Here is a 26,288-nt window from a genome sequence, read left to right on the forward strand (position 1 = left end):
CGATAGCCGGGAGATCAGGCCGAGGCACGCGCAGCAGCTGGTGCCGCGGACGGCACGAGCAGCGAGCTGCCCGTCATGGACTTCGGCCGCGGCAGGCCCAGGAGCGCCAGCAGCGTCGGCGCGATGTCGGCGAGCTTGCCGCCGTTGGGCGCCACCGCCTTGACCCAGCCCGGCGGGTTGATCAGCACCAGCGGCACCGGGTTGGTCGTGTGCGCCGTGTGCGGCTGGCCGGTCTCGGGGTCGGTCATCTGCTCGACATTGCCGTGATCGGCGGTGATGAGCAGCGTGCCGCCCGCCTTGGCGACCGCGTCGGCCAGGCGCCCGAGGCAGGTGTCGACCGCCTCGACCGCCTGCTTCGCCGCTTCGATATTGCCGGAATGGCCGACCATGTCGGCATTGGCGTAATTGACCACGACCACGTCGAACCGGCCGGTGCCGATCGCGTCGACCAGCTTGTCCGTCACCTCGTAGGCCGACATCTCGGGCTTCAGGTCGTAGGTCGCGACCTTGGGCGACGGCACCAGGATGCGCTCCTCGCCCTCGAACACCTCTTCGCGCCCGCCGTTGAAGAAGAAGGTCACGTGGGCATATTTCTCGGTCTCGGCGATGCGCAACTGCTTCCAGCCGGCACGCGCGACGATCTCGCCGAACGTGTTCTCGAGCCCGTCCGGCTCGAAGATCGTGGCCATGAGCTTCTTGAGCTCGGTCGAATAGTCGACCATGCCGAGCGCGGCCGCGAACTTGACGGACGGGCCGCGGTCGAACTTGTCGAACTTCGGATCGAGCAGCGCCGCCAGGATCTCGCGCGCCCGGTCGGAGCGGAAATTCGCCATCAGCACGCCGTCGCCGTCCTTCATGCCGGCGTAATCGCCGATGACGACCGGCTTCACGAACTCGTCGGTGACGTCGGCCTTGTGCGAAGCCTCGACCGCGGCGACGGGCTCCGTCTCCTTGGCACCCTCGGCCGAAACGAGCGCACGGTAGGCCGCCTCGACCCGGTCCCAGCGATTGTCGCGGTCCATGGCGTAGAAGCGGCCGATCACGGTCGCGACCGAAGCGCCCTTCGCACCCGCGACGTCCTTGGCGAAGGTCGCGAGATACTCGCCGGCGCTCTTGGGCGGCGTGTCGCGGCCGTCGAGGAAGGCGTGGACCGCGACCTTGACGCCCGCGTCCGTCAGGATATGAGCCAGCGCGGCAATATGGCGCTGGTGCGCATGCACGCCGCCCGGCGACATCAGGCCCAGCAGATGGGCAGTGCCGCCGGTCTCCTTGAGCGTGGCGATGAACTTGCCGAGCGCCTCGTTCTTCGCGAGCGTGCCGTCCTTGATCGCCGCATCGATGCGCGGCAGTTCCTGCATCACCACGCGGCCGGCGCCGAGGTTCATGTGGCCGACCTCGGAATTGCCCATCTGGCCATCCGGCAGGCCGACATTGTGCTCGCTCGCCTCGATGATGCCGTGCGGAGCGGTCCGGGTCAGCTGGTTCCAATTCGGCGTATGGGCGAGCGTGATCGAGTTGGACGCGCCGTTCGGCAGGTAGCCCCAGCCGTCGAGGATGCAGAGGACGACGGGGCGGGTGGCGGGCTGGAGCTTTTCAGTCACGGGGCAAGTTCCCTGGGATCGAGCGGTGGCGGAGACTATCGCATGCGCCGGGCGCGCGGTAGTGTGCCCACGCGCAGGTGGGCCCCTGCAGGAAAAGCGTCATCGCACCCGGCTATACGATCGGTCAACGCCACAAGCCCGGAGCCATCCCCGTCATGCCCATGACAACCTCCAAGATCGACGCCGAAACCGACGCTCTCGTGGCGCTCTTCACCCGCCACGGCGGCGACGGCTATTTCGGTGAACGGGTCACCCAGGCCGAGCATGCGCTGCAGAGCGCCGCCCTCGCCGAGGATGAAGGTGCCGCGCCGGCGCTCGTCGTGGCCGCCTTGCTGCATGACGTCGGCCACCTGATCCATACCGGCGGCGAAGATATCGCCGACCGCGGCATTGACGCCCGCCACGAGGCGATCGGCGCCACGTACCTCGCCCGCCTGTTCGGCCCGGCCGTGGTCGAGCCGGTGCGGCTTCATGTCCCGGCCAAACGCTACCTCTGCGCCATCGACAAGGGTTATTGGCAGGACCTGTCGCCCGCTTCGAAGCAGAGCCTGGAGCTGCAGGGCGGCGTGTTCAGCCCGGACGAGGCCGAGGCCTTCGCCAACCTGCCGCAGGCGCAGGACGCCGTGCGACTCCGGCGCTGGGACGACCGGGCCAAGGTCATGGGCCTCGAGACCCGCCCCATCGAGTCCTATCGCGAGCTGATCGCCGCGGTCATGGCGAGCCATCCGGCCAACTGAGGGTACAAAGGCGACGGGCCCCAAGGGCTTCGACGCGAAAGGCCGTTGACTTTACCCGGTGCCGCCGCCGAGGCTCCCGACCCAAGAACAATCGGTCGACAACAATCGGTCGACAACAATCGGTCCGGGAGCCTCCAAGATCCATTCCCCCGCCCCGCGGCGCTCCTGGCTTGCTGCCGCCCTGCCCGGTTTCGCTGCCGTGTTCGTCGGTGTCGGCCTCGGGCGCTTCGCCTACACGCCGATCGTGCCGTTCCTGGCCCAGGCCGGGATCGATCCGGTCGAGGCCGGCTATGCCGGGGCCGCCAATCTCGCGGGATATTTCGTGGGTGCCGCGCTCGCCCATCGCCTGGGCGTCGCGCTGGGCGCCGGGCGTGCCATCCGCGCAGCACTCCTCCTCACCATCCTGAGCTTTCTTGGCTCCGCCGCCCCGCTCGGCTTCCCGTGGCTCGCCTTCTGGCGGCTCGTCGCCGGCGTGACCGGCGGCGTGCTGATGGTGGTCGGCGCCTCGACGGCGCTCGGCCGCGTCGCGGTCGAGGCACGTGGCCGGGCGGCCGGCATCATCATGACCGGCGTCGGCCTCGGCGTGATCCTCGGCAGCGCCGCGGTCGGGCCGCTCGCGGACCGGGACGTCCGCCTCGTCTGGCTGGCGCTTGCCGGCCTGTCCTTCGTCGCGAGCGCGCTTTCCTGGCCGGCCTGGCGCGACGGCCGCGTCCCCGGCGCCGAACCGGACGCCAGCCTCGCCGCTGCACCCCGGTTCGGGCCGGCCGTGCTGCTGCTTGTCATCGCCTATGGCTTCGACGGCGCCGGCTTCGTGCCGCACACGATCTTCTGGGTCGACTATGTCGCACGCGCCCTCGGCCTCGGGCCGTGGGGCGGCCTCACCTGGCTGGGCTTCGGCGCCGGCGCGCTCGCGGGTCCGGTCGCGGTCGGCGTGCTGGCGGACCGGCTCGGGTTCGGCCGCAGCCTGATCGTGGCCTTGCTCGTCAAGACCTTGGCGATCGTGCTCGCCATCGTCGCGACCGCGCCGGCCCCCCTGATGCTGTCGGCCTTCCTGGTGGGGGCGCTCTCGCCCGGCATGTCGGCGCTGGTGTCGGCCCGGCTGCTCGAGCTCCTGGATCACCGCCGCCACGGCCGGGCCTGGGGCCTGGCCACGCTCGGCTTCAGCGCGGCACAGGCCGCGGGCGGCCTCGCGCTCAGCAGCGCCTTCGCAGCGCTCGGCACCTATCCGCCGATCTATGGGGCGGGCGCGTTACTCGAGGCCGCGGGCTTGGCGCTCGCGACCTGGGGCTGGGCGATCGGGGGCAGCGCCGCATCGCGCGGCCGGTAGCCGCTCACCTGCGTGCCGTCGCTTGGACGCAGCTGAAAGAAGAACAACGATCCAATGAACGGCAGGACCGCGACCAGCGGATAGACGATGTGGAACTCGGCCGCGGTCACCGTGCCCTCCGGACCGACCAGCAGGCCGAGCAGTGTCGCGCCGAGGGCGACGCCGAAGCTCATGGACAGCTGCTGGCCCACGCTCGACACGCTGGTCGCCCGGCTCATCATGTCTGTCGGCACGTCGGCATAGCCCAGCGTGTTGAAGCAGGTGAACTGGACCGACCGCATGAAGCCGAACAGCAGCAGGTAGGCGTAGAGCAGCACATGCGGCGTCGCGGCCGTGAAGGCGGCGAGCCCCGTGATCACGAATCCCACCAGGAGACCGTTGCCGATCAGGAGGTTGCGGAAGCCGAAGCGCCTGAGGATACGCTGCGAGGCCGACTTCATCAGGATGGCGCCGAGGCTGCTGACGAAGGTGATGGCGCCCGACTGCATCGCCGTCAGGCCAAAGCCCAGCTGCAGCTGCAGCGGCAGCAGGAACGGCACGGCGCCGAGCCCCATTCGGCACACGCCGCCGGCCAGGACCGACAGGCGGAAGGTCCGGAGGCGGAAGACCTTGAGATCGACCGCCGGGCTGGGCGTACGCCGGGCATGCCGGCCATAGAGCGCCATGCCGGCGACGGCGACGGCCGCGAGCGTCGCCTCGCCCCAGGCCGGCACCATGTGGCGGCCGGCACTCTCCAGCACCAGCTCGGTCGAGGCGAGTGCTGCGCCGCAGATGACGAAACCGGTGAAATCGAAGCGCGGCGGCGCCGGCATCCGGTAGTTCTCGCAATAGCGAAGCGCCAGGAAGATGCCGAACAGGCCGATCGGGATGTTGATGTAGAAAATCCAGCGCCACGAGGCGTAGGTGGTAAGGAAACCGCCGACGATCGGCCCCATGGTCGGGCCGATCAAGGCCGGGATCGTCACGTAGCTCATGGCGCGCACCAGCCCTTCCTTCGGGAAGGAGCGCAGCAGGATGAGCCGCCCGACCGGCGTCATCATGGCGCCGCCGAAGCCTTGCAGGATGCGGGTCGCCACCATCATGGCGAGGCTCGTCGACAGGCCGCACAGCGCCGAGCCGACCGTGAACAGGACGATGGCGCCGCAGAAGACGTTGCGCGCGCCGAACCGGTCGGCGATCCAGCCGCTCACCGGGATGAACACGGCGAGGCTCAAGAGATAGCTCGTCACCGCCAGATTGAGGTGCAGCGGCGGCTCGTTCAGGCTGCGCGCGATCTGCGGGATCGAGGTCGCGATGATCGTGGAATCGAGATTTTCCATGAACAGCGCGCAGGCGACGACCAGCGGGATCAGCAGCCCGAGCTTGGGCTCGGTCGCGGTCCGGTAAACCGGCGGGGCGGGATTGCGCGGCAGATCGACCATGGGCACTCGGGACGGCGCGCCCGTGGCGGGCGCGGCACAAGGATGACTCTCTCGATAGAGAGTATCCTAAGCATTTTGCCGCCGGCTAGCCCACTCAACTTGCGCGGGCTGCCATGCCCGGTTGCGACGGCTCGCCCGAGGTGCCGGGCAATGCCTATTGCACGATGCGCCAGCTACCGTCCGGCTGGCGGCAGGCGACACCGCTCGTCGGCTGGGCGACGCCGTCGACCACGACCGACGACTGATATTGCCGGCAATAGGACTGGTCGACGGTCGGCGCCGGGGCATAGGCGACCGGCGGCGGCGCATAGACCGGCGCCGGATAGTAATAGGATGGCGCGTAGTAATAGGGATCGTAGCCGTAGCCACCGTAGCCCCAGGGCCAGAAACCGAAGCCGCCGCCGATGAAGACCGAGGAATGGCCACGCCAGCCCCAGCCCCCATGGCCCCAGCCGCCACGATCCCAGCCGCCACGACCCCAACCGCCGTGACCCCAGCCACCGTTCCCCCAGCCGCCGTGGAAACCGCCGCCACCGTGGAAACCGCCACCACCGTGGCCGCCATCGGCCATGGCCACGGGTGCCGCCAAAGCCATGGCCCCAGCCAGAACGGCGGTAGCGAGCGATCGCATCAACATGGCAAGGTCCTCCCTGCGGCAACTCCACACACCTCATTTGGGAAGTCGGGCGAGCGTCAGCGAGAGGGCTTCCTGTACTTTATTGTCACGGCTGTAATAACGGGGAGGCAAAGAGCATGCGGATCGCCATCGTCGGTGCCGGCGCGGTCGGCAGCGTCATCGCGGGTTTTCTGCTCGACCGCGGCGAGCACGAGGTCAGCCTGCTGGCGCGCGGCGCCCATCTGGCCGCGATCCAGGCGCGTGGCCTCACCGTCCATTCGAACGACAGGCATTTCACGAGCCGGCCGCGTGCCAGCGACGACCCGCGCGACCTCGGCCAGCAGGACGCGCTGATCGTCACGGTCAAGGGCCATTCACTCGCGGCCCTCGCGCCGACCCTGACGCCGCTCCTCGGCCGCGACACGCTCGTCGTCTCGGCGCAGAACGGCGTGCCCTGGTGGTATTTCTACGGGGCCGACGGCCCCGAAGCCGGCACGCCGTTCGAGACGGTCGATCGGGGCGGAACGATCTGGCGCGCGATCGGGCCGGAACGCGCGATCGGCGGCGTCATCAACATCCCGGCGTCAATCCCCGAGCCGGGCATGGCGCATCACGCCGGCCGGCTGCGCCTGCACCTGGGCGCGCCACGCGCCGGCGACCATGCGACCGCCCTCACGGAACTCGCCGGATCGATCGAGCGCGCCGGCATCGCCTGCAACGCGACCGACCGGATCCGCCATGAGGTCTGGTCGAAGCTCCTGCTCAACAATGCCTCGGCCACGGTGAGCGTGCTCACCGGCCGCACCATGGGCGAGATCCGCCGCGAGCCGGCGCTCCTGGGCACGCTCCGTCGCCTGATGCAGGAGTGCAAGGCGGTCGCGGCCGCCTGGGGCGTCGAGCTCGACGACGACATCGACGCCGAGCTCGCAAAGCCGCCAAGCGCACCCAACCACAAGACCTCGATGCTGCAGGATTACGAGGCAGGCCGCCCACTGGAGCTCGACCCAATCGTGACCGCGGTGATCGAGCTCGGCCGGCGCCGCCAGGTGCCGGTGCCGACGATCGAAAGCCTGTGGGCGCTGACGCGGATCAAGCTCGGGCTGCAGGACGGATAGTGCCCGAATGCCCCGACGGCGAGCCACAACAGTGGCTTCGCCGGCTCACCGCAGATGTTCGAATATGTCGCGCCACTGCTCCGACACTTCGTCGAACAGGCGCCGGGCCGCTTTTTCGTCGTGGGCGCCCGCCTCGTGGATCAGCTCCAGCACGCCCGCGTCATCGAGTGCCACGCCGTGGCGCACGCCGGCATGCAGGCTGTAGTACTTGCCGGCCCGCCGCTCGACCACAGCGAACTGGCTGCCGTTCGTGACCAGAAAATAACTTTCCCGTTCGTCGAGGACCGTAATCATCGTCGGCCTCCCCCGGATCGGCGCCCGAGCGATCCAGGCGCCCCTGATCCGCGCCATTCCGGCCCGACACTCTACGCTCATTTCCATCGATGTCGCGGCTATTCGACGCCCGGCACCCCGCCTAGACGCCCTCGACGACGCGCCCGCCAAGATAGGCCGCGCGCACCTCCTCGTTGTTCCAGAGCTCGTCGGGCTTGCCCTCGGTCACGAGCCGGCCGGTTTCAAGCACATAGCCGCGGTCGGCGACAGAGAGTGCCGTGCGCGCGTTCTGCTCGACCAGCAGCACGGTCGTGCCGCGCTCGCGGATGCGGGCGATAATGCGGAACACCTGTTGCACGATGAGCGGCGCCAGGCCCAGGGACGGCTCGTCGAGCAGGAGCAGACGCGGCTTCGACATGAGGCCGCGCGCAACCGCCACCATCTGCTGCTGGCCGCCCGACAGCGTCCAGCCGAGCGCGCCCGAAAAGCGGCGGATGTCCGGGAAGAGCTCGAACATCTCGTCGACCTCAGCCTCCATCTGCCGGCGCGCGAGCCCACTGCGGTTGGAGGCGCCGAGCAGGATGTTCTCCTTGACCGTCAGGCCCGGAAAGACGCGCCGCCCCTCCGGCACATGGGCGATGCCGAGGCGCACGACCGTCTCCGGATGCACGCCCGAGATGTCCTTGCCATCGAACAGCACGTGGCCGGCCTTCGGCTTCATCAGGCCCGAGATCGTGCGCAGCGTCGTCGACTTGCCGGCGCCGTTCGAGCCGAGCAGCGCCACGATCTCGCCCTCGCCGACGTGAAGCGACAGGTCCTTGAGCGCCTGGACCGCGCCATAGGCCGCCGAGAGCCCAGCCAGTTCAAGCAGCGGCATGGTCGGGCACCTCTCCGAGATAGGCAGCGATCACGTCGGGATGGCGCAGCACCTCGGCGGGCGTGCCCTCGGCGATGCGCTTGCCGAAGTTCAAGACCGTGATGCGGTCGGCCATCTGCTCGACCAGGTTCATGTCGTGGTCGATCAGGAACAGGGTCAGCCCATGGTGGGCGAGCCGCTTCAGGAGGCCGACCAGCTCCTGCTTCTCCGTGAGATTGAGCCCGGCCGCCGGCTCGTCGAGCAGCAGGAGCGTCGGGTTGCCGGCCAGCGCGCGGGCGATCTCGACCAGGCGCTGGTGACCATAGGGCAGGCTTGCGACCTTGATGTCGGCGCGCCCCGCCATACCGACGAACTCGAGGGCGGCGAGCGCCCGGCGGCGGGCCTGGTCCGGCGTCGCGGCTGCCGGGTTGCGCGGCCGCTGCGCGCCGATCACGACATTCTCGAACACGGTCAGGCTGTGGAACAGGCGGATGTTCTGGAACGTCCGCCCGACGCCGGCTGCGGCGATCTCGTGCGGCGGCAGGCCCGAGACCTTGACGCCATCGACCCTGACTTCGCCGCGGGTCGGCCGATAGATGCCGCTCAGCACATTGAGCATGGTCGTCTTGCCCGAGCCGTTCGGGCCGATGAGCGCATGCACCTTGCCGCGCTCGACCGCAATGTCGACGCCGTCGAGCGCCTTCAGGCCGCCGAAGTGCTTCGCCAGCCCCTTGATCTCGAGCAGGAGGTCACCGTCTTCCCCGTCCGGGTCGCCGAGGCTGAGCGCCTCGACGACACCATGATCGCGACGCTTGGGCGGACCGAAGAGGCGCGACAGCACGCCCCAGAGGCCGGTCGGCATGAACACCATGATGAGAATGACGGCGAGGCCATAGACCGCGAGATAGGCGCCCCTGAGGAAGCGCAGCCATTCCGGCAGCAGGATCAGGAGCGCCGTGCCGACGGCGGAACCCACCGCCGCGTCGGCGCCGCCCAACAGCACCATGGTCAGGAACACGACCGATTCGCCGAAGCTGAACTGGTCCGGGCTGATATAGCCGAAGCCGCCGGCGAAGAGGCCGCCACCGAGCCCGCCCAGGAGGGCCGACAGGCAGAAGGCCGTGACCTTGACCCGATAGGTGTCGACGCCGACGACCTCGGCAGCGAGCTCGTTGTCGCGCACCGCCTGCATGCCGAGGCCGAGCTTGGTGCCTTTGAGCCACCAGACGAAGGTGCCGACGGCGTAGAGCACGACGAGGCAGAGGGCCAGATAGCGGTCCGAGTCCTGCCACGAGATGCCGAACAGCGCCGGGCGCGGGATGTTGCGGATGCCGTCCGGCCCGTTGGTGAGGCCGATCCAGTTGGTCAGCACCAGGGTCAGGATCTGCTGGAAGCTGATCGTGACCATGGCGAGGTAATGGCCGCCGAGCTTGAGCGTCGAGGCGCCCAGGATCGCGCCGAACACGGCGGCGACCGCGACGCCCAGGAGCAGCGCCAGCATGAACGGCAGGTGCAGCATGGTCGTGCCGATGGCAACGCCATAGGCGCCGAGGCCGAAGAAGGCGGCCTGGGCGATCGAGATCTGCCCGGCATAGCCCAGGACCACGGTCAGGCCCAAGACCGCCATGGCATAGGTGGCGGCCTGCATGAACAGGTTGAGGAGATAGCCGTTCATCGGCTGCACGAGCGGCCAGATGACGGAGGCGGCGGCCGCGATGAGCAGGAGCGGCACGAGGATCGAGCGGGTCGTCATGCCTTCTGCGCCACCTTCTCGCCGAAGAGGCCCTGCGGGCGGATCAAGAGGAAGGCGAAGAGCACGAGGAAGGCGAAGCCGTCCTTGTAAGGCACTGAGACGTAGGCGGCGCCGAACGTCTCGATGATGCCGAGCGAGAGCCCGCCGACGATGGCGCCGGTCACGTCGCCGAAGCCGCCGATGATCGAGGCCGCGAAGGCCTTCAATGCCACCTGGCTGCCGAGCCCGACCGACACGAACAGGATCGGCGCCACGAGGATCCCCGCCAAGCCGCCCAGGATCGCCGAATAGACGAAGGTCAGCATGATCATGCCGGCGACGGGAATGCCGAGCAGGCTCGCCATCTCCTTGTCCTGCGACGTCGCCTGCATCTTCTTGCCGATGAGCGTGTGCTCGAAGAAGAAATACTGAAAGGCGACGAGCAGAATGGTGACGCCGATGATCAGCAGGTACTGGCTGTCGAGGAAGACGCCGCCCAACTGGAAGCCCGGGAAGTCGAACAGGCCCGCGAGGTTCTCAGGCGACGGACCGTAGCCGACCAGCACGGAGTTGGTCAGCAGGATCGAGGCGCCGATGGTCGAGATCACGACCGGCAGGAACGAGCGGTGCCGGAGCGGGTAATAGACGCCGAGATTGAACAGCGCGCCGATGATGCCCATGGCGACGAGGCTGATCAGGATCGCGGCCCAGTAGGGCAGGTTCAGGTCCTGGGTCAGAACCACCATCAGATAGGCCCCCAGCATGGCGAACTCGCCCTGGGCGAAATTCACCACGTTGGTCGCGCGATAGATCAGCACGAAGCCCAGGGCGACCAGGGAATAGACCGCCCCGATCCCGATGCCGGTGAACAACAATTGCAGGAAGATCGCCATCGGCATCCTCGACGATTGTCAGAAGCGGAGGAGATCGGGAGCGGGACCGGCCAGGCCGGCCCCGCGGCACCCGGGCCGATCAGTCGGTGTAGTCGACGTGCTTCGTGAAGCTGATCTTGCCGTTCTGGTTCTGCACGATGTTGTAGCCGTGCAGCCCGTCGCCGTTCTGGTCGAAGTTGTAGGTGCCCTCCGCACCCTTGTAGCCCTTGATCGCCAGGATCGCGTCCCGAACCTTGGCCGGATCGGTCGATTTGGCGTCAGTCATCGCCTTGGCGGCGATATGCACCGCGTCGAACGTCCAGGACCCGAAATTGTCGGCCGGGACCTTGGCGATCGACTCGTATTTCGCGTTGAACGCCTTGGCCTCCGGGCTCGAATCCGCGGCGAAGTCGGCGATGCCGTAGGTGCCGTTCAAGGTTGGGCCGGCGAGCTTGAGCGCCGTCGCGGTCGTGATCGACGGCGAGCCCACCCATTTCGCCTGCACGCCGAACTGACGGAGCTGCTTGGCGAAGATGCCGAGGTCATTCTCGAAGGTGAAATAGCTGCCGATGATGTCCGCGCCCGACGATTTCACCGCGAGGACCACGGCCGAGAAGTCGGCCGACTGGTTCGGATAACCCTGGACGAGGGCCGGCTCGAGCCCGTGCGACTTGAGCGCCGCGGTCAGCGCGTTCATGCCGCCGCTGCCGAAGGCGTCGGTCGAATGCACGATCGCCCATTTCTTCAAGCCCAGCGTATCGACGCCGAAATCGGCGATGACGCGCGCCGAATAGCTGTCGTTCGGCCGGCAGCGGAACAGCCACGGATTGCCCTGGTGGGTCAGCTGCGGCGCCGTGCCGCCGATGAACACCGGCTTGCCGAGCTTCAGGATGTCGGGCGACATGGCATCGACCTGGGTCGAGCGGATCGAGCCCAGGAACACCGGGATGTCGGCCTGGGTCGCAAGCCGCGAGAAGGCGGCGACGGCGCCCGGATTGGTCGTCTGGTCGTCCTCGACGACGAGGCTCAAGGTATTGCCGTTGACGCCGCCTGCGGCGTTGATCTCGTCGATCGCCATCTTGGCGCCGATCTGGGCGTACTTGCCGGACTCGGCCGCGGGCCCGGTGATCGGCGTCACCATGCCGATCTTGATCTCGCCGGCCGACGCCGCAGCGCCGCCGAAACCCAGCGCCAGCGCGATCATCGCGCAGGCCGTCACATGCCCCCTCTTCATCGGTCGCTTCCCCCTGCAGATCAGAACTTTTGTTCTTTTGTCTGACTTTACGCTGTCGCGACGGCGGGCCGAGATCAAGTGAAATCATCGTACAATCGCGGTGCGACGAAATTGGCCAGACCACATTACCAATTGACCCGTCGCCGGAAAGATGGAACGGTCGCGTCCGACTGCACGCGACCCTTGAGAGTCGTGGCCGATTTGTCGTTCGAAGAACCGTGGGGAGGGGATTCTATGGCTGAGCAGGGAATGAAACTGACGCGCCGGCAGCTCGGCGGAGTGGCACTCAGCGGGGTGGCGCTGGGCGTGCTGCTGACTGCGGGCGCAATGCCGGCCCATGCCGCCGACGCACCGCCGTTGCCGTCATCGGCCCAGACGATCAACATCATCGACGTCGGCGGCGCGCTGGCGCTGACGCAGAAAGGCTTCGAGGACTATCGCAAGGCCCATCCCGACCGGGTCGCGAAGTTCAACTACACCAAGGCGCCGGCACCCGAGCTCGCGGGCAAGATCAAGGCCCAGCAGGATGCCAACCACCTCGACATCGACATCGTGCTGACCGGGCTCGACGGCCTGGCCGCCGGCATCGATCAGAAACTGTGGCTGAAGCTCGATCCGGACTACGACGGCAAACTAGGCAACCTGGCCGCCAACTACCTGCCGGCGGCGCTCGACATGCACAAGCTTGGCCAGGGCTACGGCGTCACCGTCGTCTATTACCCGTCGGGCCCGCTCATCGAGTACGCGCCGGAACGGGTCAAGGACGTGCCGAAGTCGACCGAGGAGCTGCTCGCCTGGGCGAAGGCGCATCCGAACAAGTTCATGTACGCTCGGCCCGCCAATTCCGGCCCAGGCCGCACCTTCCTGATGGGCCTGCCCTATCTGCTGGGCGACAAGGACCCGAAGGATCCGATCAAGGGCTGGGACAAGACCTGGGCGTACCTGAAGGAGCTCGGCCAGTACGTCGAGTACTATCCGTCAGGCACCGGCGTCACGATGAAGCAGCTGGGCGAAGGCTCGATCGACATGATCGTGTCGACCACTGGCTGGGACATCAATCCGCGCGTGCTCGGCACCGTGCCGAAGAGCGCCAAGGTCGGCACGCTCAAGGGTTTCCACTGGGTGTCCGACGCGCAGTACCTGGCGATCCCGAAGGGTATCTCGCCGGACCATCTGGCGGTGGCGCTCGACGTCATCGCCTACATGATGACGCCGCACGCCCAGGCCTACGCCTATGACGACGGCTATTTCTACCCAGGCCCCGCGGTCAAGGACGTGCCGCTCAGCATGGCGCCCAAGGAAAGCCAGGACGCGATCGCCGAATACGGCCGGCCGGAATACGACGACCTGATCAAGAACAACAAGATCGAGACGCCGCTCGAGGCGAACGCCATGGTCGCCGCGTTCCACAAGTGGGACGAGGAAATCGGCAGCGGCAAGACCAAGTAATCCGTCGAAACCCTTCGACGCGACAGGGACGGGCGGCAGAAATGCCGCCCGTTTTCTTTTGCGCCCAGCAGAATCTGCCGGATCCGGCGAGGCTCGTCCCGGTAGATTTTGCCGGGCGGGGACAAATCGACCGGCTGGCATCTCCCGCCGAGCGTGGCATCGACGGCCGAAAATTTCTTTATAAAATCATTTAATTACAGACAGTTACGGCGCATGTCGCCTTGCTTCCGAGGCTCTGGCACACCCCTTGCCGATTGGTCCGACAAGGGCTCGGCACGTTCCGTTGCCGTCCTGACCGGGCGAAAGGTCCCGGGAAGCGACGTCAACGGTACGTCCCGAGTGTGGTGTCGAACCGGGTTCGAGCGCGCCTATGAAAGAGCGACGCGCCGGGCCGCAGTCCTTAAAGGAAGTGAGCCATGTCTGACATTACTCTGACCGCCGTCCAGCAGGACACGCTGCTCCAGCTGCAGAACGCGTCGCAGCTGTTCAACCGGACCCAGGAGCGGCTCAACACTGGCAAGAAGGTCAACGGCGTCGTCGACGATGCGGTCGCCTATTTCCGCTCGACCTCGCTCTATGACCGGACCTCGGCGCTCGATACCCGCAAGGGCAACATCGACCAGAGCGTGTCGGCCGTGACCGCGGCGCTCAACGCCACCTCGGCCGTCGACGGTCTCTTGAAGCAGCTCAAAGGCGTGCTCGAAGGCGCTCGCGGCGCCGTTCTGTCGCAGCGCGTCGCCGCGACGACCCAGTTCAAGAACATCGCCAAGCAGCTGGCCCAGCTGGTCAAGGACACGACCTACCAGGGCCTCAACATCCTGACCGCGACCACGGCGACGCTGTCGACCCAGTTCTCGGAGCGCACGGCCGCCACGCTGGTGATCAACGGCTTCAACCTGGTCGCGACCGGCGCCGGCAACACGAACTCGCTGTTCACCGGCGCCACCGGCGTCTTCAAGGCCGACGGCTCGCTCAACTTCTCGAACGTGATCTTCTCCGGTGCGGGCGGCACGGGCGTGTTCGGCTTCTCGGCCCTGAACCTCACGAGCGCGCAGACCATCGGCGGCGTCACCATCGCCGTGTCGCGGGCCGAGGCGATCTTCTCGGCGTCGGACAACCGCATCGACGCGGCCATCGCCCAGAACCAGGCGATCAGCGCCTCGCTCGGCATCAACGTCTCGATCCTGCAGGCCCGTTCGACCTTCACCGCCAACTATGCGACGACGCTCTCGCAGGGCGGTGACAAGCTGACGCTGGCCGACCTCAACACCGAGGCGGCGAACTCCCAGGCCCTGACGCTGCGCCAGCAGATCGGCATCCAGTCGCTGTCGGTCTCGGGCCAGCAGAATCAGTCGATCCTGAACCTGCTGAAGTAATCTCGGCGGCAATAATCTCGACGCCCGGCCCGGCTGCCTCAAACGCCGGGGCGGGCGGTCGAGAAATAGAGCCCGGGCAGGATCAGGACGCTGCCCCAGAGATGGTAGAAGCCGGGCTGTTCGGCGAGCAGCAGATAGCCCAGCACGCCGTTGTAGAGCGGTCCCAGATAGAGCATGAGCCCGGCCCAGGCCGGGCCCTTGAGAGCCACCAGCTTGCCATAGCAGCTGTAGGCGCCGAACCCGGGCACCAGTCCCAGGAACGCCATGTAGCCGAAGGCGGACATGGTGAGCCGCGGCCCATCGCCCAGAATCACGCCGTCCAGCATCAGCTCGGCAATCGCGCACGGCAGGCTGACGACCACGCCCGCCAACACGATCGCGGCGAAGCGCACCATGAGCGGCAGCGGCGACGGCCAGAGCCGCAGCAGCACCGAATAGAGCGACCAGGACAGGACCGCGAGCAGAACCCAGAGATCGCCCGGGATGAAGCTCAGCGACAAGAGCCGCCCGAGGTCGCCCTTGGTGACGATCACGATGACGCCCGCGAACGCCAGCAGCGCGCCCAGGGCCTGGCGGGCGGTGATCCGATGGCGCCAGATCGCGGCCGCGAGGCCGAGGATCAGGATCGGCGACAGCGCATAGAGCAGCCCCATGTTGGTCGCGGTCGTCGTCTGGCCCGCGATATAGACCGGCGCGCCGCAGAGCCCCATGCCGAGGCCGCCTAGGATCGCAAGGCGCCCCCACTCGCGCGCGAGCTCGGCCCGTGCCGCCCAGAGTGGCCGGCCGACCAGGGGCAGCAGGATCAAGAACGTGCAGGTCCACCGGCCGACGGCGAGCGTGATCGGCGGCACCGCGCCGTCGACCACCCGCGCCGTCAGCTGATTGGCCGCAAAGAGCACCGGCGTCACGATCAGCAGCAGGACGGCGAACCCATCGGACCCAGCGATGGGCCCGACGGCAGGCCGGCGCTCCGCCGCCATCAGGTGCCGGTCGGCAACGCTGGCAGCGTCACCCATTCGACCGCGGCCGGCTCGATCCGCTCGCCCAGGAAGCGCGAGGCGATGCGCGCGAACCGGTCCGGCCCGTCGGTCGCGAGATACCGGATCGAGGGCGCCGCACCATCCGCCCGCGCGAGATGACGCTCGGCCAGCAAGTCGGCCGCCGCCGCAGCGACCGTTTCCGAGCTGTCGACCAACGTCACCCAGGGGCCGAACATGGTGCGGATCGCCGGCGTGAACAGCGGGAAATGGGTGCAGCCCAGCACGAGGCAATCCGGCGCCGCGCGCGGATCGCGCTCGAACATCGGCCCGAGATAGCGGCGCAGCACAGCCTCGGCCAGCACGTCCTCTGCCCAGCCCTCCTCGGCCAGCGCCACCAGCAGGCCGCAGGCTCGCGCCTGGACCGCCGCCTCGGGACGGAGCCGGTGGATCGCCGCCTCGTAGGCGCCTGAGCGCACCGTGCCTTCGGTTGCGATCACCGCGATGCGGCCGCTGCGCGACCCGGCCACCGCCGCGGCCGCGCCCGGCTCGACCACGCCCAGGATCGGCAAGGCGGGATAGAGCCGCTCGAGCGTCGGCAGCGCATGGACCGTCGCCGTATTGCAGGCGACGACGAGCAGCTTGATGCCCTGGGCCGCCAGATAGGCGACCGCCTCGGCCGTATAGGCCGCGACCGTCTCCGGACTCTTCGGCCCATAGGGCACGCGCGCTGTGTCGCCTAGATAAATCATCGATTCCTGCGGCAACCGGCGGCGCAGTGCTGCGAGCACGGTCAAGCCGCCGACGCCGGAGTCGAACACGCCGATCGGCTGGGTTGAGGAAACGGGATGCGCGGGGTCCATTGCTGGGTCAGGGGGCAGGATCAGAGGCGGGGTTTGGGGATACTCGTCATAGCGGCGAAGGCGCGCCCACACAACGCCCGGCTAGCAACGCCCGGCTAACTCCGCGGCGCCCTAACTTTTGGGTGTCGGGGTGAAGGAGCGCGCGAGGAACTGCAGCACGGCCGGGAGCGCCGCCGACCAAGTGTCCCAATCATGATCGCCGGGCGTCAGCGCCGTCTCGACCGGGATCTTCATGGCGGCAAGGCGCGCCGCCATGACCGCTTGCTCCCGGTCCAGGTGATAGCGGTCGCCCGTGCCGCAGGTGAGATAGATCGACGGCACCGGCCCCGATGGCGACAGTGTGCCGGCCAGCGTCATCGGGCTTGCGGCGACGAAGCGGTGCGCGTCGAACGGCCGGCCGAACGCCCCCTGGAAGATGCGCTGGATATGCTCGTCGAACTGCGTCTCGGGCGTCACCCGCGTCCAGAACGCGCCGCTCATCGCCGCCGCCGCCGCATAGCGGTCGGGCGCCATCAGTGCGAAGCGCAGCGCGCCGAAGCCACCCATCGAATAACCGGCGATGGCTCGACCGCGCCGATCGGTCCGCGCCCGCCAGGTCCGCTCGACATAGGTTGGCAGGTCCTGCTCGATCGCGGTCGCGACATTGCCCGAGCCGTCGCCCGGCGCGTCCATGTACCAGGAATTGGGCCCTCCCTCCGGCATGACGATAAGCGTCGGCGGCAGGCGCCGGTCAGCGATCAGCCGGTCGGCGATCTCCTGAAGGTGGCCTTGCTCGACCCAGTCGACAGCGGAAGCCTCAGCACCGTGCAGCAGGTAGATGACCGGCAGCCGGTCACGCATCGCCGCATAATCGGCCGGCAGGTAGAGGACGAAGCCCAGCGGATGGCCGAGTGCGGCGCTCGGCGCTTCCTCGGCCCGCAGGATCTGCGACGGCTCGGCCGAGGCACTCCCGGCGGCAAGGGCGAACAGCAGGGCGAGGAGCCAGCGCATCATTCGGCCGCCATCCGCCGCTCGACGGATTGCACCTCGGCAAGCTGGTCGGGGGTAACCGAGAAGATCGCGAGCCCCGCGCCGCGCGAAATCGTGCCGGCGAGCCTGACCGGGCGGCCGACCAGGGCGCGCGCCGCCTCGCCCACCGGGCCGCCGTCGGATGCCGCCATCAGGTACCAGCGCAGGCTGCCGTCGTCGGCCCTGGTCACGAACAGGGCCGGGATGCCGCCGTAGAGACAGAACGAGCCACAGGCCTCGTGCGCCTTGCCCTCGCCCGGGTTCATGGCGCCGGCATAGCATTTGGCATCGACGATCTCGCCCTCGAGCATCGCCGCCTCGGGGGCCGCGGCCGGCAGCGGCGCCATGACCGAGGCATCCTGACGCACGGGCGCCTGGTCCAGCTGCAGCACGGTAAGGTCGCCGCGCAGGATCGGATAGCCGCGTGCCTCGACCATGGCACCATCCAGCTCATCGAGCCCGTCAGGGGCGCCGATCTTGCCTTCGTCGGCCAGCAGCACCGCCCCGGCCGGCCGGTCGCGCGTCGCGGCGAGGCGCAGCAGCGGATAAGGCCGCGCCTGGAACTGCCCCGTATAGGCGACCTCGCCCTCCGTGCCCCAGGCGCCGCTCGCGTGCGGCTTCTGCCCGCCGAACAGCAGGAGTGCGAGGCCGACATCGAGGATCACCAGGAGCACCAGCACCCCCGCCAGGAAGCCCCTGAGGCCGCGCGGCAGCTTCAGGTAACCGACGTAAAACGGCGGATCGGGCTCAGCCATGGGCCTCTTCCAACGGCAGCGGGGCGACCGGCGTGCCCGGCGGCAGCGGCCGGGGATCGACCAGCACGATATCGCCCTCGCGTTTCAGCCGATATGTGGCGATCTTGTCGGTGAAGGGCGGCGGGCTCCGGCCGTTCTCCGGGCGGAACTGGAAGCCGTGCCAGGGGCAGGTGATGCAGCCGTCGATGATCCGTCCCTCGCCGAGCGGCCCGTTCTGATGGGCACAGACGTTGACGACGGCCGAAAGTCTGCCGCCATTGCGGAACACGGCGATGCGCTCGCCTTGAGGCGGCACCACGATGCGCGCCCGTCCATCGGCGAGGTTCGCGCGGAGCTCGCCGACCGTGCCGACCGCGAGCCAGCCGGCCGCATCCGCCGCGTCGGGCGTCTCGTCGCGTCGCCGCTCGACCCGTGCCGCGGCGCCATGCAGCGCGCCCAGCAGTACAACGGCGCCGCCGAGCAGCACCGGCACCACGGCTGAACGCTCCGCCTGCATGACGCCCAGCGCCACATGCAGGATGAGCAGACCGAAGGCGGCGTAGACCGCCATATGGATCGCCTTCCACACCGGCGGTGTCAGGAAGGCGAGCCAGAAATCGTGACTGGTGACCGCCATCACGACCAGGATCAGGAGCGCCGCCACGCCCAGCGCCTCGAACGGGAAACCGAGGAAACTGCCGTAGTTCGGATTGCTCACCAGCAGGGATACGAGCGGGTCGAGCTTGCCCGCGCCATGGTACCAGTCGATCGCCGACCAGGCATGGGCGAGGGCTACGAGGCAGGTCAGCACGCCGAAATGCCGCCGGTTGTAGAGCAGCGGCAGGAAGCGGCGGTCGAGCCGGGCGAGCGGCCCGATCGCGAGGATGCCGGTCAGCATCACGAGGCCGCAGCTGCCGAGCGCGCGGGTGCGCAGCGTCTCCCAGGTCACCGGGTGATCCGACGGCAGCAGTCGGGGCCCGAGCGCCAGGAAGCCCGCGAGATAGAGGGCGACGCCGGCCAACAGCAGCAGGTCGTAGACCTGCTTGTGCCGGTTCCACTGGACGGCGCGGAAGCCGGCACTCATCGCACGGCACCGCTCACCAGCGGCCCGTCGCCCAGCGGGGCCTTATCGAGCACAGCAGGCGGCCGCAGCACCAGAGCGGCTACCAGCAGGCCGCCGACGAGCCAGGGAAGAATCTGCCAGACCCGCCGGTGCCAGCGGCGATGCGGCCGCCTCACGGCCCAGTCCCGCCAGTGAGGGGCCCGCCAGAGAGGGGCCCGCCAGAGAGCCCGCGGCCGAGCACCCAGCGTCCAAGCACCCAGGGCCAGAGCACAGCGGCACCAGGCAGCAGCAGGACCCGCGCGCCCCAGGTCACGTGTCCCGCATCGGGCATGGCGCGGAGCACGCCCAGGGTCACGAAGCCCAGGCCCACGACGAGACCGACGGCGCCGTAAAGCTCGACACCCGCGACGATGATCCGCGCTGCGCCCATGGATCCGCTCCGCCTGCGCCAGAGGATGGGGAGTGTAGCGATCAGCGCGTCGAAATCGAAGGCGCTATTCCCGTCCGCGGCCGGGCCGATGTCGGCGCGCGGACCGGTTCCGCCGGCTGGTTCGCTGCGGCGGGCGCCGGCGCGGGCGTTGTGGCAGGCTTGGCCCATGGCGCCGACTTGATCCAGGCGACGCCATAGGCGACGGCGAACAGCACGGCGAAGCAGACGCCATTCACCAGCACCTGTGCCACGAAGCCGGTGCCAAGCAGGTCGAACGCCATGCCGGCCAGGTCGGCGAGCAGGATGCCGGCCAGGAAGATCGACAGTGCCTGCTGACCGCATTTGACGAGTGGCCGGACCGTCTGGCCCTGGATCAGGTGCAGGCGGCCCGTCAGCAGATAGACCGCGACATAGGCGGTCGCGAAGAAATGCAGGATCTGCAGCGGGTCGAGGAAGGTCTTGTCGGCATGGCCCAGGATCCAGGCCTGGACCAGATCGAGCCCCGGCACGGTCTCGTAGATCGCCGGCACGGTGACCGCGACGCCGAACAGGATATAGGCGACCGCCGCACGGAAGATGCGCCGGTCGGCCGGCGGGGGCGTGAGCCACTTCATCGACAGCGAGAAGCCGGTGAAGAACAGCAGCTGCCAGCAGAAGGGGTTGAAGAACCAGCCGCGCGGATCGCTGGGGCTAGGCAGGTTCCAGTCATAGGCGTTGGCGAGCGCCCAGAGCGCCGCCGAGGCCGCGAGCACGGCCAGCGGATGGACAAGACGCGCCAGCGCCACCGCGACCGGCACCATCGCCAGCACGACCATGTAGACCGGCAGGATGTCGAGGTAATGCGGCACATAGGTCAGCGTGACGATGCCCAAGAGCGCATCGGCAGGATCGGCGAACAGATGGTCGAGCTGCAGGACCGAGCGATAGTCGTCCTGGCCCGGGAGGAGCCGGTTCGCCGCCACCGCCAGCGCCGCCACGACCAGCACGATCGCGAGCTGCGCGATATAGAGCTGCCAGACCCGGAGCCCGATGCGCGCCGAGCCCAGGAGCCAGCCTGCCCGCTTGTAGACGCCCCCGAACGCGAGGCCGCCGGCATAACCCGACACGAACACGAACATCGCGGCCGCGTCCGACAGGCCGAAGCGCGCCGGGATCCAGTCCGAGAGCCAGTTGCCCCGGGTGTGGCTCACCAGGATGACGAACAGTGCGATGCCGCGGAAGAAATCGAGCCGCGGATCGCGGACCTTAGCCGGCCTGGTCGCTGGGATCGGCGCTGCTGTCATGCTTCATCCAAGAAGGACGGCGCGCCGGGGAAAGACCGGACGCGCCGTTCGGGCCAGAAGACGAAGCGTAGATTTAGGCCGGACGGGCCGGAAAACGAATCACGTTCCCGCGATTGTTGTGATCCGGCCCGCCCTCATCTCATTACCGTCACTTCATCGCGTCGAGCGCCAGGTTGAGCTCGAGCACGTTCACATGCGCCTCGCCCAACACGCCACCGGCGCGGCCCTCGATATGGGTCTCGACCAGCGCCTTGACCTTGTCGGCCGGCAGGTTACGTGCCTTCGCGACGCGCTCGACCTGGAAGAGTGCCCCGGCCGGCGTGATGTCCGGGTCGAGGCCGGAGGCCGAGGTCGTGACCAGGTCGACCGGCACCGGCGCATCGGAGCCGGCCTTCAGCGTCTCGACGTCGCCCTTGACCCGGTCGATGAGCGCCTTCGACGTCGGCCCATAGTTCGAACCGGTCGAGGCATCGGCCTTGTAGGGCACGGGGACCTGCTTGGTCGCGTCGTTCGGGTCCGCATCGGTCGTCGCCGACGGGCGGCCGTGGAAATACTGATCGCCTGTGAAGTTCTGGCCGATGAGCGCCGAGCCCACGACCTTGCCGTCCCGCTCGATCAGGCTGCCCTCGGCCTGGTGCGGGAACAGCACCCGGGCGACGCCGGTCACCGCGTAGGGATAGACCAGGCCCGTGATGGCGCTCAGCAACAGGAGCATCACGATGGCCGGGCGGATTTCCTTCAACATTTCGGCAGTTCCTCAGATGAGACCGATCGAGGTGACGAGCACGTCGATGATCTTGATGCCGATGAACGGGACGATGACACCGCCCAGCCCATAGATCAGCAGGTTGCGGGCGAGCAGGCGGGAGGCCGACTGCGGCCGGTAGCGCACGCCCTTCAGCGACAGCGGAATGAGCGCGATGATGATGAGCGCGTTGAAGATGATTGCCGACAGGATGGCGCTTTCCGGCGTCTTCAGCTGCATGATGTTCAGCGCCTGCAGCTGCGGGTAGAAGGCGAGGAACATGGCCGGGATAATGGCGAAGTACTTCGCCACGTCGTTCGCGATCGAGAAGGTCGTGAGCGCGCCGCGCGTCATCAGCAACTGCTTGCCGATGCCGACGATCTCGATGAGCTTGGTCGGGTCGCTGTCGAGATCGACCATGTTGCCGGCCTCGCGAGCCGCAACCGTGCCGGTCTGCATGGCGACGCCGACGTCGGCCTGGGCCAGGGCCGGGGCGTCGTTGGTGCCGTCGCCGCACATGGCGACCAGCTTGCCCTTGGCCTGCTCGTCGCGGATCAGTTTCAGCTTCGCCTCCGGCGTCGCCTGGGCCAGGAAGTCGTCCACGCCCGATTCCGCCGCGATCGCAGCCGCCGTCAGCGGATTGTCGCCGGTGATCATCACCGTGCGGATGCCCATCTGGCGGAGTTCCGCGAAGCGCTCGCGGATGCCGCCCTTGACCACGTCCTTGAGGTGGATGACGCCCAGCACGCGGCCGTCCTTGGCGACGGCGAGCGGCGTGCCGCCGGCCTTGGCGATCCGCTCGGTCGTCTCGGTGAGCTCGCGCGGGAAGGCGAGGTTGGGGTTGCGGTTGACATCGCGCACGTGGGCGACGATCGCGTCGACGGCACCCTTGCGGATCGAGCTGCCGCCGATGTCGACACCGCTCATGCGGGTCTGCGCGGTGAACGGGATGAAGACGGCGTTGAGCGGCCCCATCTCGCGCGCCCGGATGCCGTATTTCTCCTTGGCCAGCACCACGACCGAACGGCCTTCCGGCGTCTCGTCCGAGAGCGAGGAGAGCTGCGCCGCGTCGGCCAGGTCCCGCTCAGACACGCCGGGCATGGCGATAAGCTCGGTCGCCACACGGTTGCCGAGCGTGATGGTGCCGGTCTTGTCCAGGAGCAGCGTGTCGACGTCGCCCGCCGCCTCGACGGCGCGGCCGGACATGGCGAGCACGTTGAACTTGACCAGCCGATCCATGCCGGCGATGCCGATCGCCGACAGGAGCGCACCGATCGTGGTCGGGATGAGCGTCACGAACAGTGCCACCAGGATCACGACCGAGACGGCGCCGCCGCCATAGGTCGCGAAGCTCGGGATCGTCACCGTCGCCAGCACGAAGATGATCGTCATGCCGATGAGCAGGATGTTGAGGGCGATCTCGTTCGGCGTCTTCTGGCGCTGGGCGCCCTCGACCAGCGCGATCATGCGGTCGAGGAAGGTCGAGCCTGGGCTCGCCGTGATGCGCACCTTGATATGGTCGGAGAGCACCCGCGTGCCGCCGGTGACCGCCGAGCGGTCGCCGCCGGACTCGCGGATGACCGGTGCGGATTCACCGGTGATGGCGCTCTCGTCGACCGAGGCGACGCCTTCGATCACCTCGCCGTCGGACGGGATGAGATCGCCGGCGTCGACCAGCACCAGGTCGCCCGCCCTGAGGCTCAGGCCCGGCACGGTGACGAAGGTCGTGGCGTCGGCGGCCGCGAGCTTCTTCGCCATGGTCTCGGTCCGCGTCTTGCGGAGCGCATCGGCCTGGGCCTTGCCGCGGCCCTCGGCCACTGCCTCGGCGAAATTGGCGAATACGACCGTGAACCAGAGCCAGATCGCGATCTGGCTCTCGAACAGGATATGGCCGGTGCCCATGACGATGTCGCGGGCGAGAAGGACGGTGGTGAGCGCCGCCACCACCTCGACCACGAACATCACCGGGTTGCGGACGAGCGTCCGCGGATCGAGCTTCTTGAACGATTCGCCGATCGCCGGAACCAGGATCTTGGAGTCGAACAGCGAGGATGTGCGCGTATTGCGGACGGCGTCGCCGGGGGCAAATACGGTTTCAGTCATGATGGGATCCCAATTCCGGGCTAGTAGAGGCTGCCGGCCGCCAGGGCCAGATGCTCGACGATCGGCCCGAGTGCCAAGGCCGGGAAGAAGGTCAGGCCGCCGACGATGAGGATGACGGCGATCAGGAGACCCACGAACAGTGGCCCGTCGGTCGGGAAGGTGCCGACCGAGGGCGGCACGATCTTCTTGGCGCCGAGCGAGCCTGCCACCGCCAGCATCGGCACGATGAACAGGAAGCGGCCCACGAACATCGCGATCGCCAGCGTCACGTTCCAGAAGATCGTGTTGGCCGAGAGGCCCGCGAACGCGCTGCCGTTGTTGCCGGTGGCCGATGTGTAGGCGTAGAGCACCTCGGAGAAGCCGTGCGGGCCGGCGTTGTTGAGCGCGCCCAGCGCCGTATCCGGCAGGACGGCGGCGACCGCCGAGAAGCCGAGGATCGACAAGGGCAGGATCAGGATCGCGAGCATCGCCATCTTGACCTCGCGGGACTCGAGCTTCTTGCCGAGATATTCCGGCGTGCGTCCGACCATGAGGCCGGCCACGAACACGGCCACGATCGCGAACATCAGCATGCCGTAGAGGCCCGAGCCGACACCGCCGAAGATGATCTCGCCCAGCTGGATGTTGATCATCGGGATCATGCCGGCCAAGGGCATGAAACTGTCATGCATCGAGTTGACGGCACCACACGACGCGTCGGTCGTGACCGTGGCGAAGAGCGCCGAGTTGGCGATGCCGAAGCGGACCTCCTTGCCTTCCATGTTGCCGCCGGCCTGCAAGAGGCTCGCGTGCTGGTCGACGCCCAGAGCCGCAATCGCCGGGTTGCCGCCGGCCTCGACCGGATAGACGACCGCGACGCCAGCCAGGAACAGAAGTCCCATGACGCCGAAGATCGCCCAGCCCTGCTTCTCGGCACCAACCATGCGGCCGAACACATTCGTGAGCGCGGCACCGATCGAGAAGATCGAGATCATCTGGATGAAGTTGGTGAGCGCCGTCGGGTTCTCGAACGGATGCGCCGAGTTGGCGTTGAAGAAGCCGCCACCGTTCGTGCCCAGCATCTTGATCGCCTCCTGCGAGGCGACAGGACCGATCGCGATCGACTGCTTGGCGCCCTCGAGCGTCGTCGCATCGACATAGGCGCCCAAGGTCTGCGGCACGCCCTGCCAGACCAGGAAGAGCGCGTAGACGAACGAGATCGGCAGCAGCACGTAGAGCGTGCAGCGCGTGAGGTCGACCCAGAAATTGCCGAGCGTCTTGGACGAGCGCCGGGCGAAGCCACGGATGAGCGCCAGCGCCAGTGCGATGCCGGTCGCGGCCGAGACGAAATTATGCACCGTCAGACCCAGCATCTGGGTCAGGTAGCTCATGGTGCTTTCGCCGGAATAGCTCTGCCAGTTCGTGTTGGTGATGAAGCTGATCGCCGTATTGAGCGAGAGGTCCGGGGTGAGCGCCGAAAAGCCCTGCGGGTTCAGCGGCAGCACGTCCTGGAAGCGCATCAGCGCATAGAGCGACAGCGCACCCGCGAGGCTGAACAGCAGCATGGCCGCGCCATAGACGAGCCAGTCCTGCTCGGTCTCCGGATCGACGCCGGCAATTTTGTAGAGCACCGCCTCAACCGGGCGGAAGATCGGCGAGAGAAAAGTCTTCTCGCCCTTGAACACGCGCGTCATGTAGCCGCCCAAGGGCCGCGTCAGCGCGAGGATCGCGACACAGAAGAGCGCGATCTGAAAAATGCCGTTGAAGGTCATGGGGACCGCCTCAGAAGCGCTCGGGATGGATCAGCGCGTAGACCAGGTAGCCCAAGAGGCCGACCGAGACGACGCCGCCAAGGATGTAGTCGAACAGCATGGGCCCTTGCTCCTAGACGCGATCGCAGGCCGCGAGATAGGCGAGGCCAACGCCGAAAAGGCCCAAGGTCAGGACCAGCCAAATTGCATCGAACATGTCTTCCGAGGACTCCGCCTTGGCGCGCGACCACCGGTTGGCGGTCATGAAAAGCCAGCGTCAGGAAGTAGGCGTGCGCGCCATGAAAAATCGAGACGGGCTTCCGACGGCCGGAATCAAAACTCCATAAAAACGCGACTGCCGGCCTGACTTGGTGCCGCTGCGAGCGCGGTCAGAGGCCGGCCTTGCCGTGCTGAAGCAGTGCCTCCGCCAAGGCCGCCTCCCGGTTCGCCACGGCCGGGTCGGTAGCGCTGCAGGCCGCGTGGATCGCCTGGGCGATCGTGAGGAGCTCGGGCCCGCTCGTCTCGCGGCCGGCCCGGCCCAATACCCGGAATTGTGCAGGCTTGGCCGGTGCTGCGAACCCGGCCGCCCGCCATTCACCCGCGACCGCGTCGCACGCCGCGTTCGGCGCCGCCAGCGCCAGCATCGGCGTCGCAAGCGCCAGCAGCCCGGCGCTTCCCAAGAGCAATTTGCGCATTCTATCGATGTTCCATGTGTTTGATCGAATCGAGCGTCGGCATGCCGG

The 26,288-nt window shown here is 67.9% G+C and carries 27 protein-coding genes; 6 read left to right on the plus strand and 21 right to left on the minus strand.

Going from position 1 to position 26,288, the window contains the following annotated elements; all coding sequences use genetic code 11:
- Positions 1–14: 14 nt before the first annotated feature.
- Positions 15–1,601 (minus strand): 2,3-bisphosphoglycerate-independent phosphoglycerate mutase, encoded by a 1,587-nt coding sequence (gene gpmI, locus IEY58_RS12770; RefSeq protein WP_189046265.1) that lies wholly within the window; start codon positions 1,599–1,601, stop codon positions 15–17.
- Between the two features lie 155 nt (positions 1,602–1,756).
- Here gpmI and IEY58_RS12775 point away from each other — a divergent pair, with 155 nt between their 5' ends.
- Positions 1,757–2,338 carry a phosphonate degradation HD-domain oxygenase gene (locus IEY58_RS12775; RefSeq protein WP_229743687.1) on the plus strand — a complete coding sequence of 194 codons (582 nt, stop codon included), beginning with the start codon at positions 1,757–1,759 and terminating at the stop codon, positions 2,336–2,338.
- Positions 2,339–2,537: 199 nt separating this feature from the next.
- Positions 2,538–3,665 (plus strand): YbfB/YjiJ family MFS transporter, encoded by a 1,128-nt coding sequence (locus IEY58_RS12780; RefSeq protein WP_189046267.1) that lies wholly within the window; start codon positions 2,538–2,540, stop codon positions 3,663–3,665.
- On the opposite strand, the gene IEY58_RS12785 is transcribed toward IEY58_RS12780, so the two are convergent.
- A complete protein-coding gene (locus IEY58_RS12785; protein WP_189046269.1) occupies positions 3,572–5,086 on the minus strand; it encodes a DHA2 family efflux MFS transporter permease subunit in 1,515 nt (504 codons plus the stop codon). The two genes, IEY58_RS12780 and IEY58_RS12785, sit on opposite strands and share 94 nt — an antisense overlap.
- A 154-nt stretch (positions 5,087–5,240) precedes the next feature.
- Positions 5,241–5,723 (minus strand): hypothetical protein, encoded by a 483-nt coding sequence (locus IEY58_RS12790; protein WP_189046271.1) that lies wholly within the window; start codon positions 5,721–5,723, stop codon positions 5,241–5,243.
- Positions 5,724–5,839: 116 nt separating this feature from the next.
- Between IEY58_RS12790 and IEY58_RS12795 the strand changes: the two genes are divergently transcribed.
- Complete coding sequence (locus IEY58_RS12795; protein WP_189046273.1) at positions 5,840–6,817, plus strand: ketopantoate reductase family protein; 978 nt, start codon at positions 5,840–5,842, stop codon at positions 6,815–6,817.
- Positions 6,818–6,862: 45 nt separating this feature from the next.
- Here IEY58_RS12795 and IEY58_RS12800 read toward each other — a convergent pair whose 3' ends face one another.
- The 5 genes from IEY58_RS12800 to IEY58_RS12820 all read right to left on the minus strand — a co-directional run bounded on the left by IEY58_RS12800 (position 6,863) and on the right by IEY58_RS12820 (position 11,784).
- Positions 6,863–7,111, minus strand: a complete 249-nt coding sequence (locus IEY58_RS12800; protein WP_189046275.1) for a hypothetical protein — start codon at positions 7,109–7,111, stop codon at positions 6,863–6,865.
- 121 nt (positions 7,112–7,232) lie between these two features.
- Complete coding sequence (locus IEY58_RS12805) at positions 7,233–7,967, minus strand: ABC transporter ATP-binding protein (protein WP_189046277.1); 735 nt, start codon at positions 7,965–7,967, stop codon at positions 7,233–7,235.
- A complete protein-coding gene (locus IEY58_RS12810) occupies positions 7,954–9,699 on the minus strand; it encodes a branched-chain amino acid ABC transporter ATP-binding protein/permease (protein WP_189046279.1) in 1,746 nt (581 codons plus the stop codon). Before IEY58_RS12810 ends, IEY58_RS12805 begins: the two co-directional genes overlap by 14 nt.
- Positions 9,696–10,571: a branched-chain amino acid ABC transporter permease gene (locus IEY58_RS12815; RefSeq protein WP_189046281.1), complete on the minus strand. Its 876-nt coding sequence runs from the start codon at positions 10,569–10,571 to the stop codon at positions 9,696–9,698. Before IEY58_RS12815 ends, IEY58_RS12810 begins: the two co-directional genes overlap by 4 nt.
- Before the next feature lie 79 nt (positions 10,572–10,650).
- Positions 10,651–11,784, minus strand: a complete 1,134-nt coding sequence (locus IEY58_RS12820; protein WP_189046283.1) for an ABC transporter substrate-binding protein — start codon at positions 11,782–11,784, stop codon at positions 10,651–10,653.
- Positions 11,785–12,018: 234 nt separating this feature from the next.
- Here IEY58_RS12820 and IEY58_RS12825 point away from each other — a divergent pair, with 234 nt between their 5' ends.
- The 3 genes from IEY58_RS12825 (at position 12,019) to IEY58_RS12835 (ending at position 14,609) form a co-directional block, all read left to right on the plus strand.
- Entirely contained in the window at positions 12,019–13,233 is a 1,215-nt protein-coding gene (locus IEY58_RS12825) for an extracellular solute-binding protein (RefSeq protein WP_189046285.1), read from the plus strand.
- Positions 13,234–13,274: 41 nt separating this feature from the next.
- On the plus strand, positions 13,275–13,427 hold the full coding sequence (locus IEY58_RS12830) for a hypothetical protein (RefSeq protein ID WP_189046286.1): 153 nt from the start codon (positions 13,275–13,277) through the stop codon (positions 13,425–13,427).
- 222 nt (positions 13,428–13,649) lie between these two features.
- Positions 13,650–14,609 (plus strand): flagellin N-terminal helical domain-containing protein, encoded by a 960-nt coding sequence (locus tag IEY58_RS12835; RefSeq protein ID WP_189046288.1) that lies wholly within the window; start codon positions 13,650–13,652, stop codon positions 14,607–14,609.
- 38 nt (positions 14,610–14,647) lie between these two features.
- On the opposite strand, the gene IEY58_RS12840 is transcribed toward IEY58_RS12835, so the two are convergent.
- The 13 genes from IEY58_RS12840 to IEY58_RS12895 all read right to left on the minus strand — a co-directional run bounded on the left by IEY58_RS12840 (position 14,648) and on the right by IEY58_RS12895 (position 26,240).
- Positions 14,648–15,625: a DMT family transporter gene (locus tag IEY58_RS12840; protein ID WP_189046290.1), complete on the minus strand. Its 978-nt coding sequence runs from the start codon at positions 15,623–15,625 to the stop codon at positions 14,648–14,650.
- Positions 15,589–16,449, minus strand: coding sequence for a glutamate racemase (murI, locus tag IEY58_RS12845; RefSeq protein WP_189046292.1), 861 nt, complete (start codon positions 16,447–16,449; stop codon positions 15,589–15,591). Before murI ends, IEY58_RS12840 begins: the two co-directional genes overlap by 37 nt.
- Positions 16,450–16,560: 111 nt before the next feature.
- The gene (locus IEY58_RS12850; RefSeq protein WP_189046294.1) at positions 16,561–17,442 is read right to left on the minus strand and encodes an alpha/beta hydrolase; all 882 of its coding nucleotides are present in this window, start codon (positions 17,440–17,442) and stop codon (positions 16,561–16,563) included.
- Complete coding sequence (locus IEY58_RS12855; protein WP_189046296.1) at positions 17,439–18,212, minus strand: hypothetical protein; 774 nt, start codon at positions 18,210–18,212, stop codon at positions 17,439–17,441. The genes IEY58_RS12850 and IEY58_RS12855 overlap by 4 nt, the downstream gene beginning before the upstream one ends.
- The gene (locus IEY58_RS12860; RefSeq protein ID WP_189046298.1) at positions 18,205–19,275 is read right to left on the minus strand and encodes a Rieske 2Fe-2S domain-containing protein; all 1,071 of its coding nucleotides are present in this window, start codon (positions 19,273–19,275) and stop codon (positions 18,205–18,207) included. The genes IEY58_RS12855 and IEY58_RS12860 overlap by 8 nt, the downstream gene beginning before the upstream one ends.
- A 151-nt stretch (positions 19,276–19,426) precedes the next feature.
- A complete protein-coding gene (locus IEY58_RS12865; protein ID WP_189046300.1) occupies positions 19,427–19,684 on the minus strand; it encodes a hypothetical protein in 258 nt (85 codons plus the stop codon).
- A gap of 41 nt (positions 19,685–19,725) precedes the next feature.
- Positions 19,726–20,967 (minus strand): OpgC family protein, encoded by a 1,242-nt coding sequence (locus IEY58_RS12870; protein ID WP_189046302.1) that lies wholly within the window; start codon positions 20,965–20,967, stop codon positions 19,726–19,728.
- A 148-nt stretch (positions 20,968–21,115) separates the two neighbouring features.
- Entirely contained in the window at positions 21,116–21,712 is a 597-nt protein-coding gene (locus tag IEY58_RS12875; RefSeq protein ID WP_189046304.1) for a K(+)-transporting ATPase subunit C, read from the minus strand.
- A 12-nt stretch (positions 21,713–21,724) separates the two neighbouring features.
- Complete coding sequence (kdpB, locus tag IEY58_RS12880) at positions 21,725–23,815, minus strand: potassium-transporting ATPase subunit KdpB (RefSeq protein WP_189046306.1); 2,091 nt, start codon at positions 23,813–23,815, stop codon at positions 21,725–21,727.
- A 20-nt stretch (positions 23,816–23,835) separates the two neighbouring features.
- Positions 23,836–25,566 carry a potassium-transporting ATPase subunit KdpA gene (gene kdpA / locus IEY58_RS12885; protein ID WP_189046308.1) on the minus strand — a complete coding sequence of 577 codons (1,731 nt, stop codon included), beginning with the start codon at positions 25,564–25,566 and terminating at the stop codon, positions 23,836–23,838.
- 10 nt (positions 25,567–25,576) lie between these two features.
- Complete coding sequence (kdpF, locus tag IEY58_RS12890) at positions 25,577–25,666, minus strand: K(+)-transporting ATPase subunit F (RefSeq protein WP_189046310.1); 90 nt, start codon at positions 25,664–25,666, stop codon at positions 25,577–25,579.
- A gap of 12 nt (positions 25,667–25,678) precedes the next feature.
- The gene (locus IEY58_RS34615) at positions 25,679–25,810 is read right to left on the minus strand and encodes a hypothetical protein (protein ID WP_268237567.1); all 132 of its coding nucleotides are present in this window, start codon (positions 25,808–25,810) and stop codon (positions 25,679–25,681) included.
- A 124-nt stretch (positions 25,811–25,934) separates the two neighbouring features.
- Positions 25,935–26,240 carry a hypothetical protein gene (locus IEY58_RS12895; RefSeq protein WP_189046312.1) on the minus strand — a complete coding sequence of 102 codons (306 nt, stop codon included), beginning with the start codon at positions 26,238–26,240 and terminating at the stop codon, positions 25,935–25,937.
- Positions 26,241–26,288 lie beyond the last annotated feature (48 nt).

Origin of the sequence: Aliidongia dinghuensis, assembly GCF_014643535.1 — a bacterium.
In the GTDB taxonomy this organism is placed as follows: domain Bacteria; phylum Pseudomonadota; class Alphaproteobacteria; order ATCC43930; family CGMCC-115725; genus Aliidongia; species Aliidongia dinghuensis.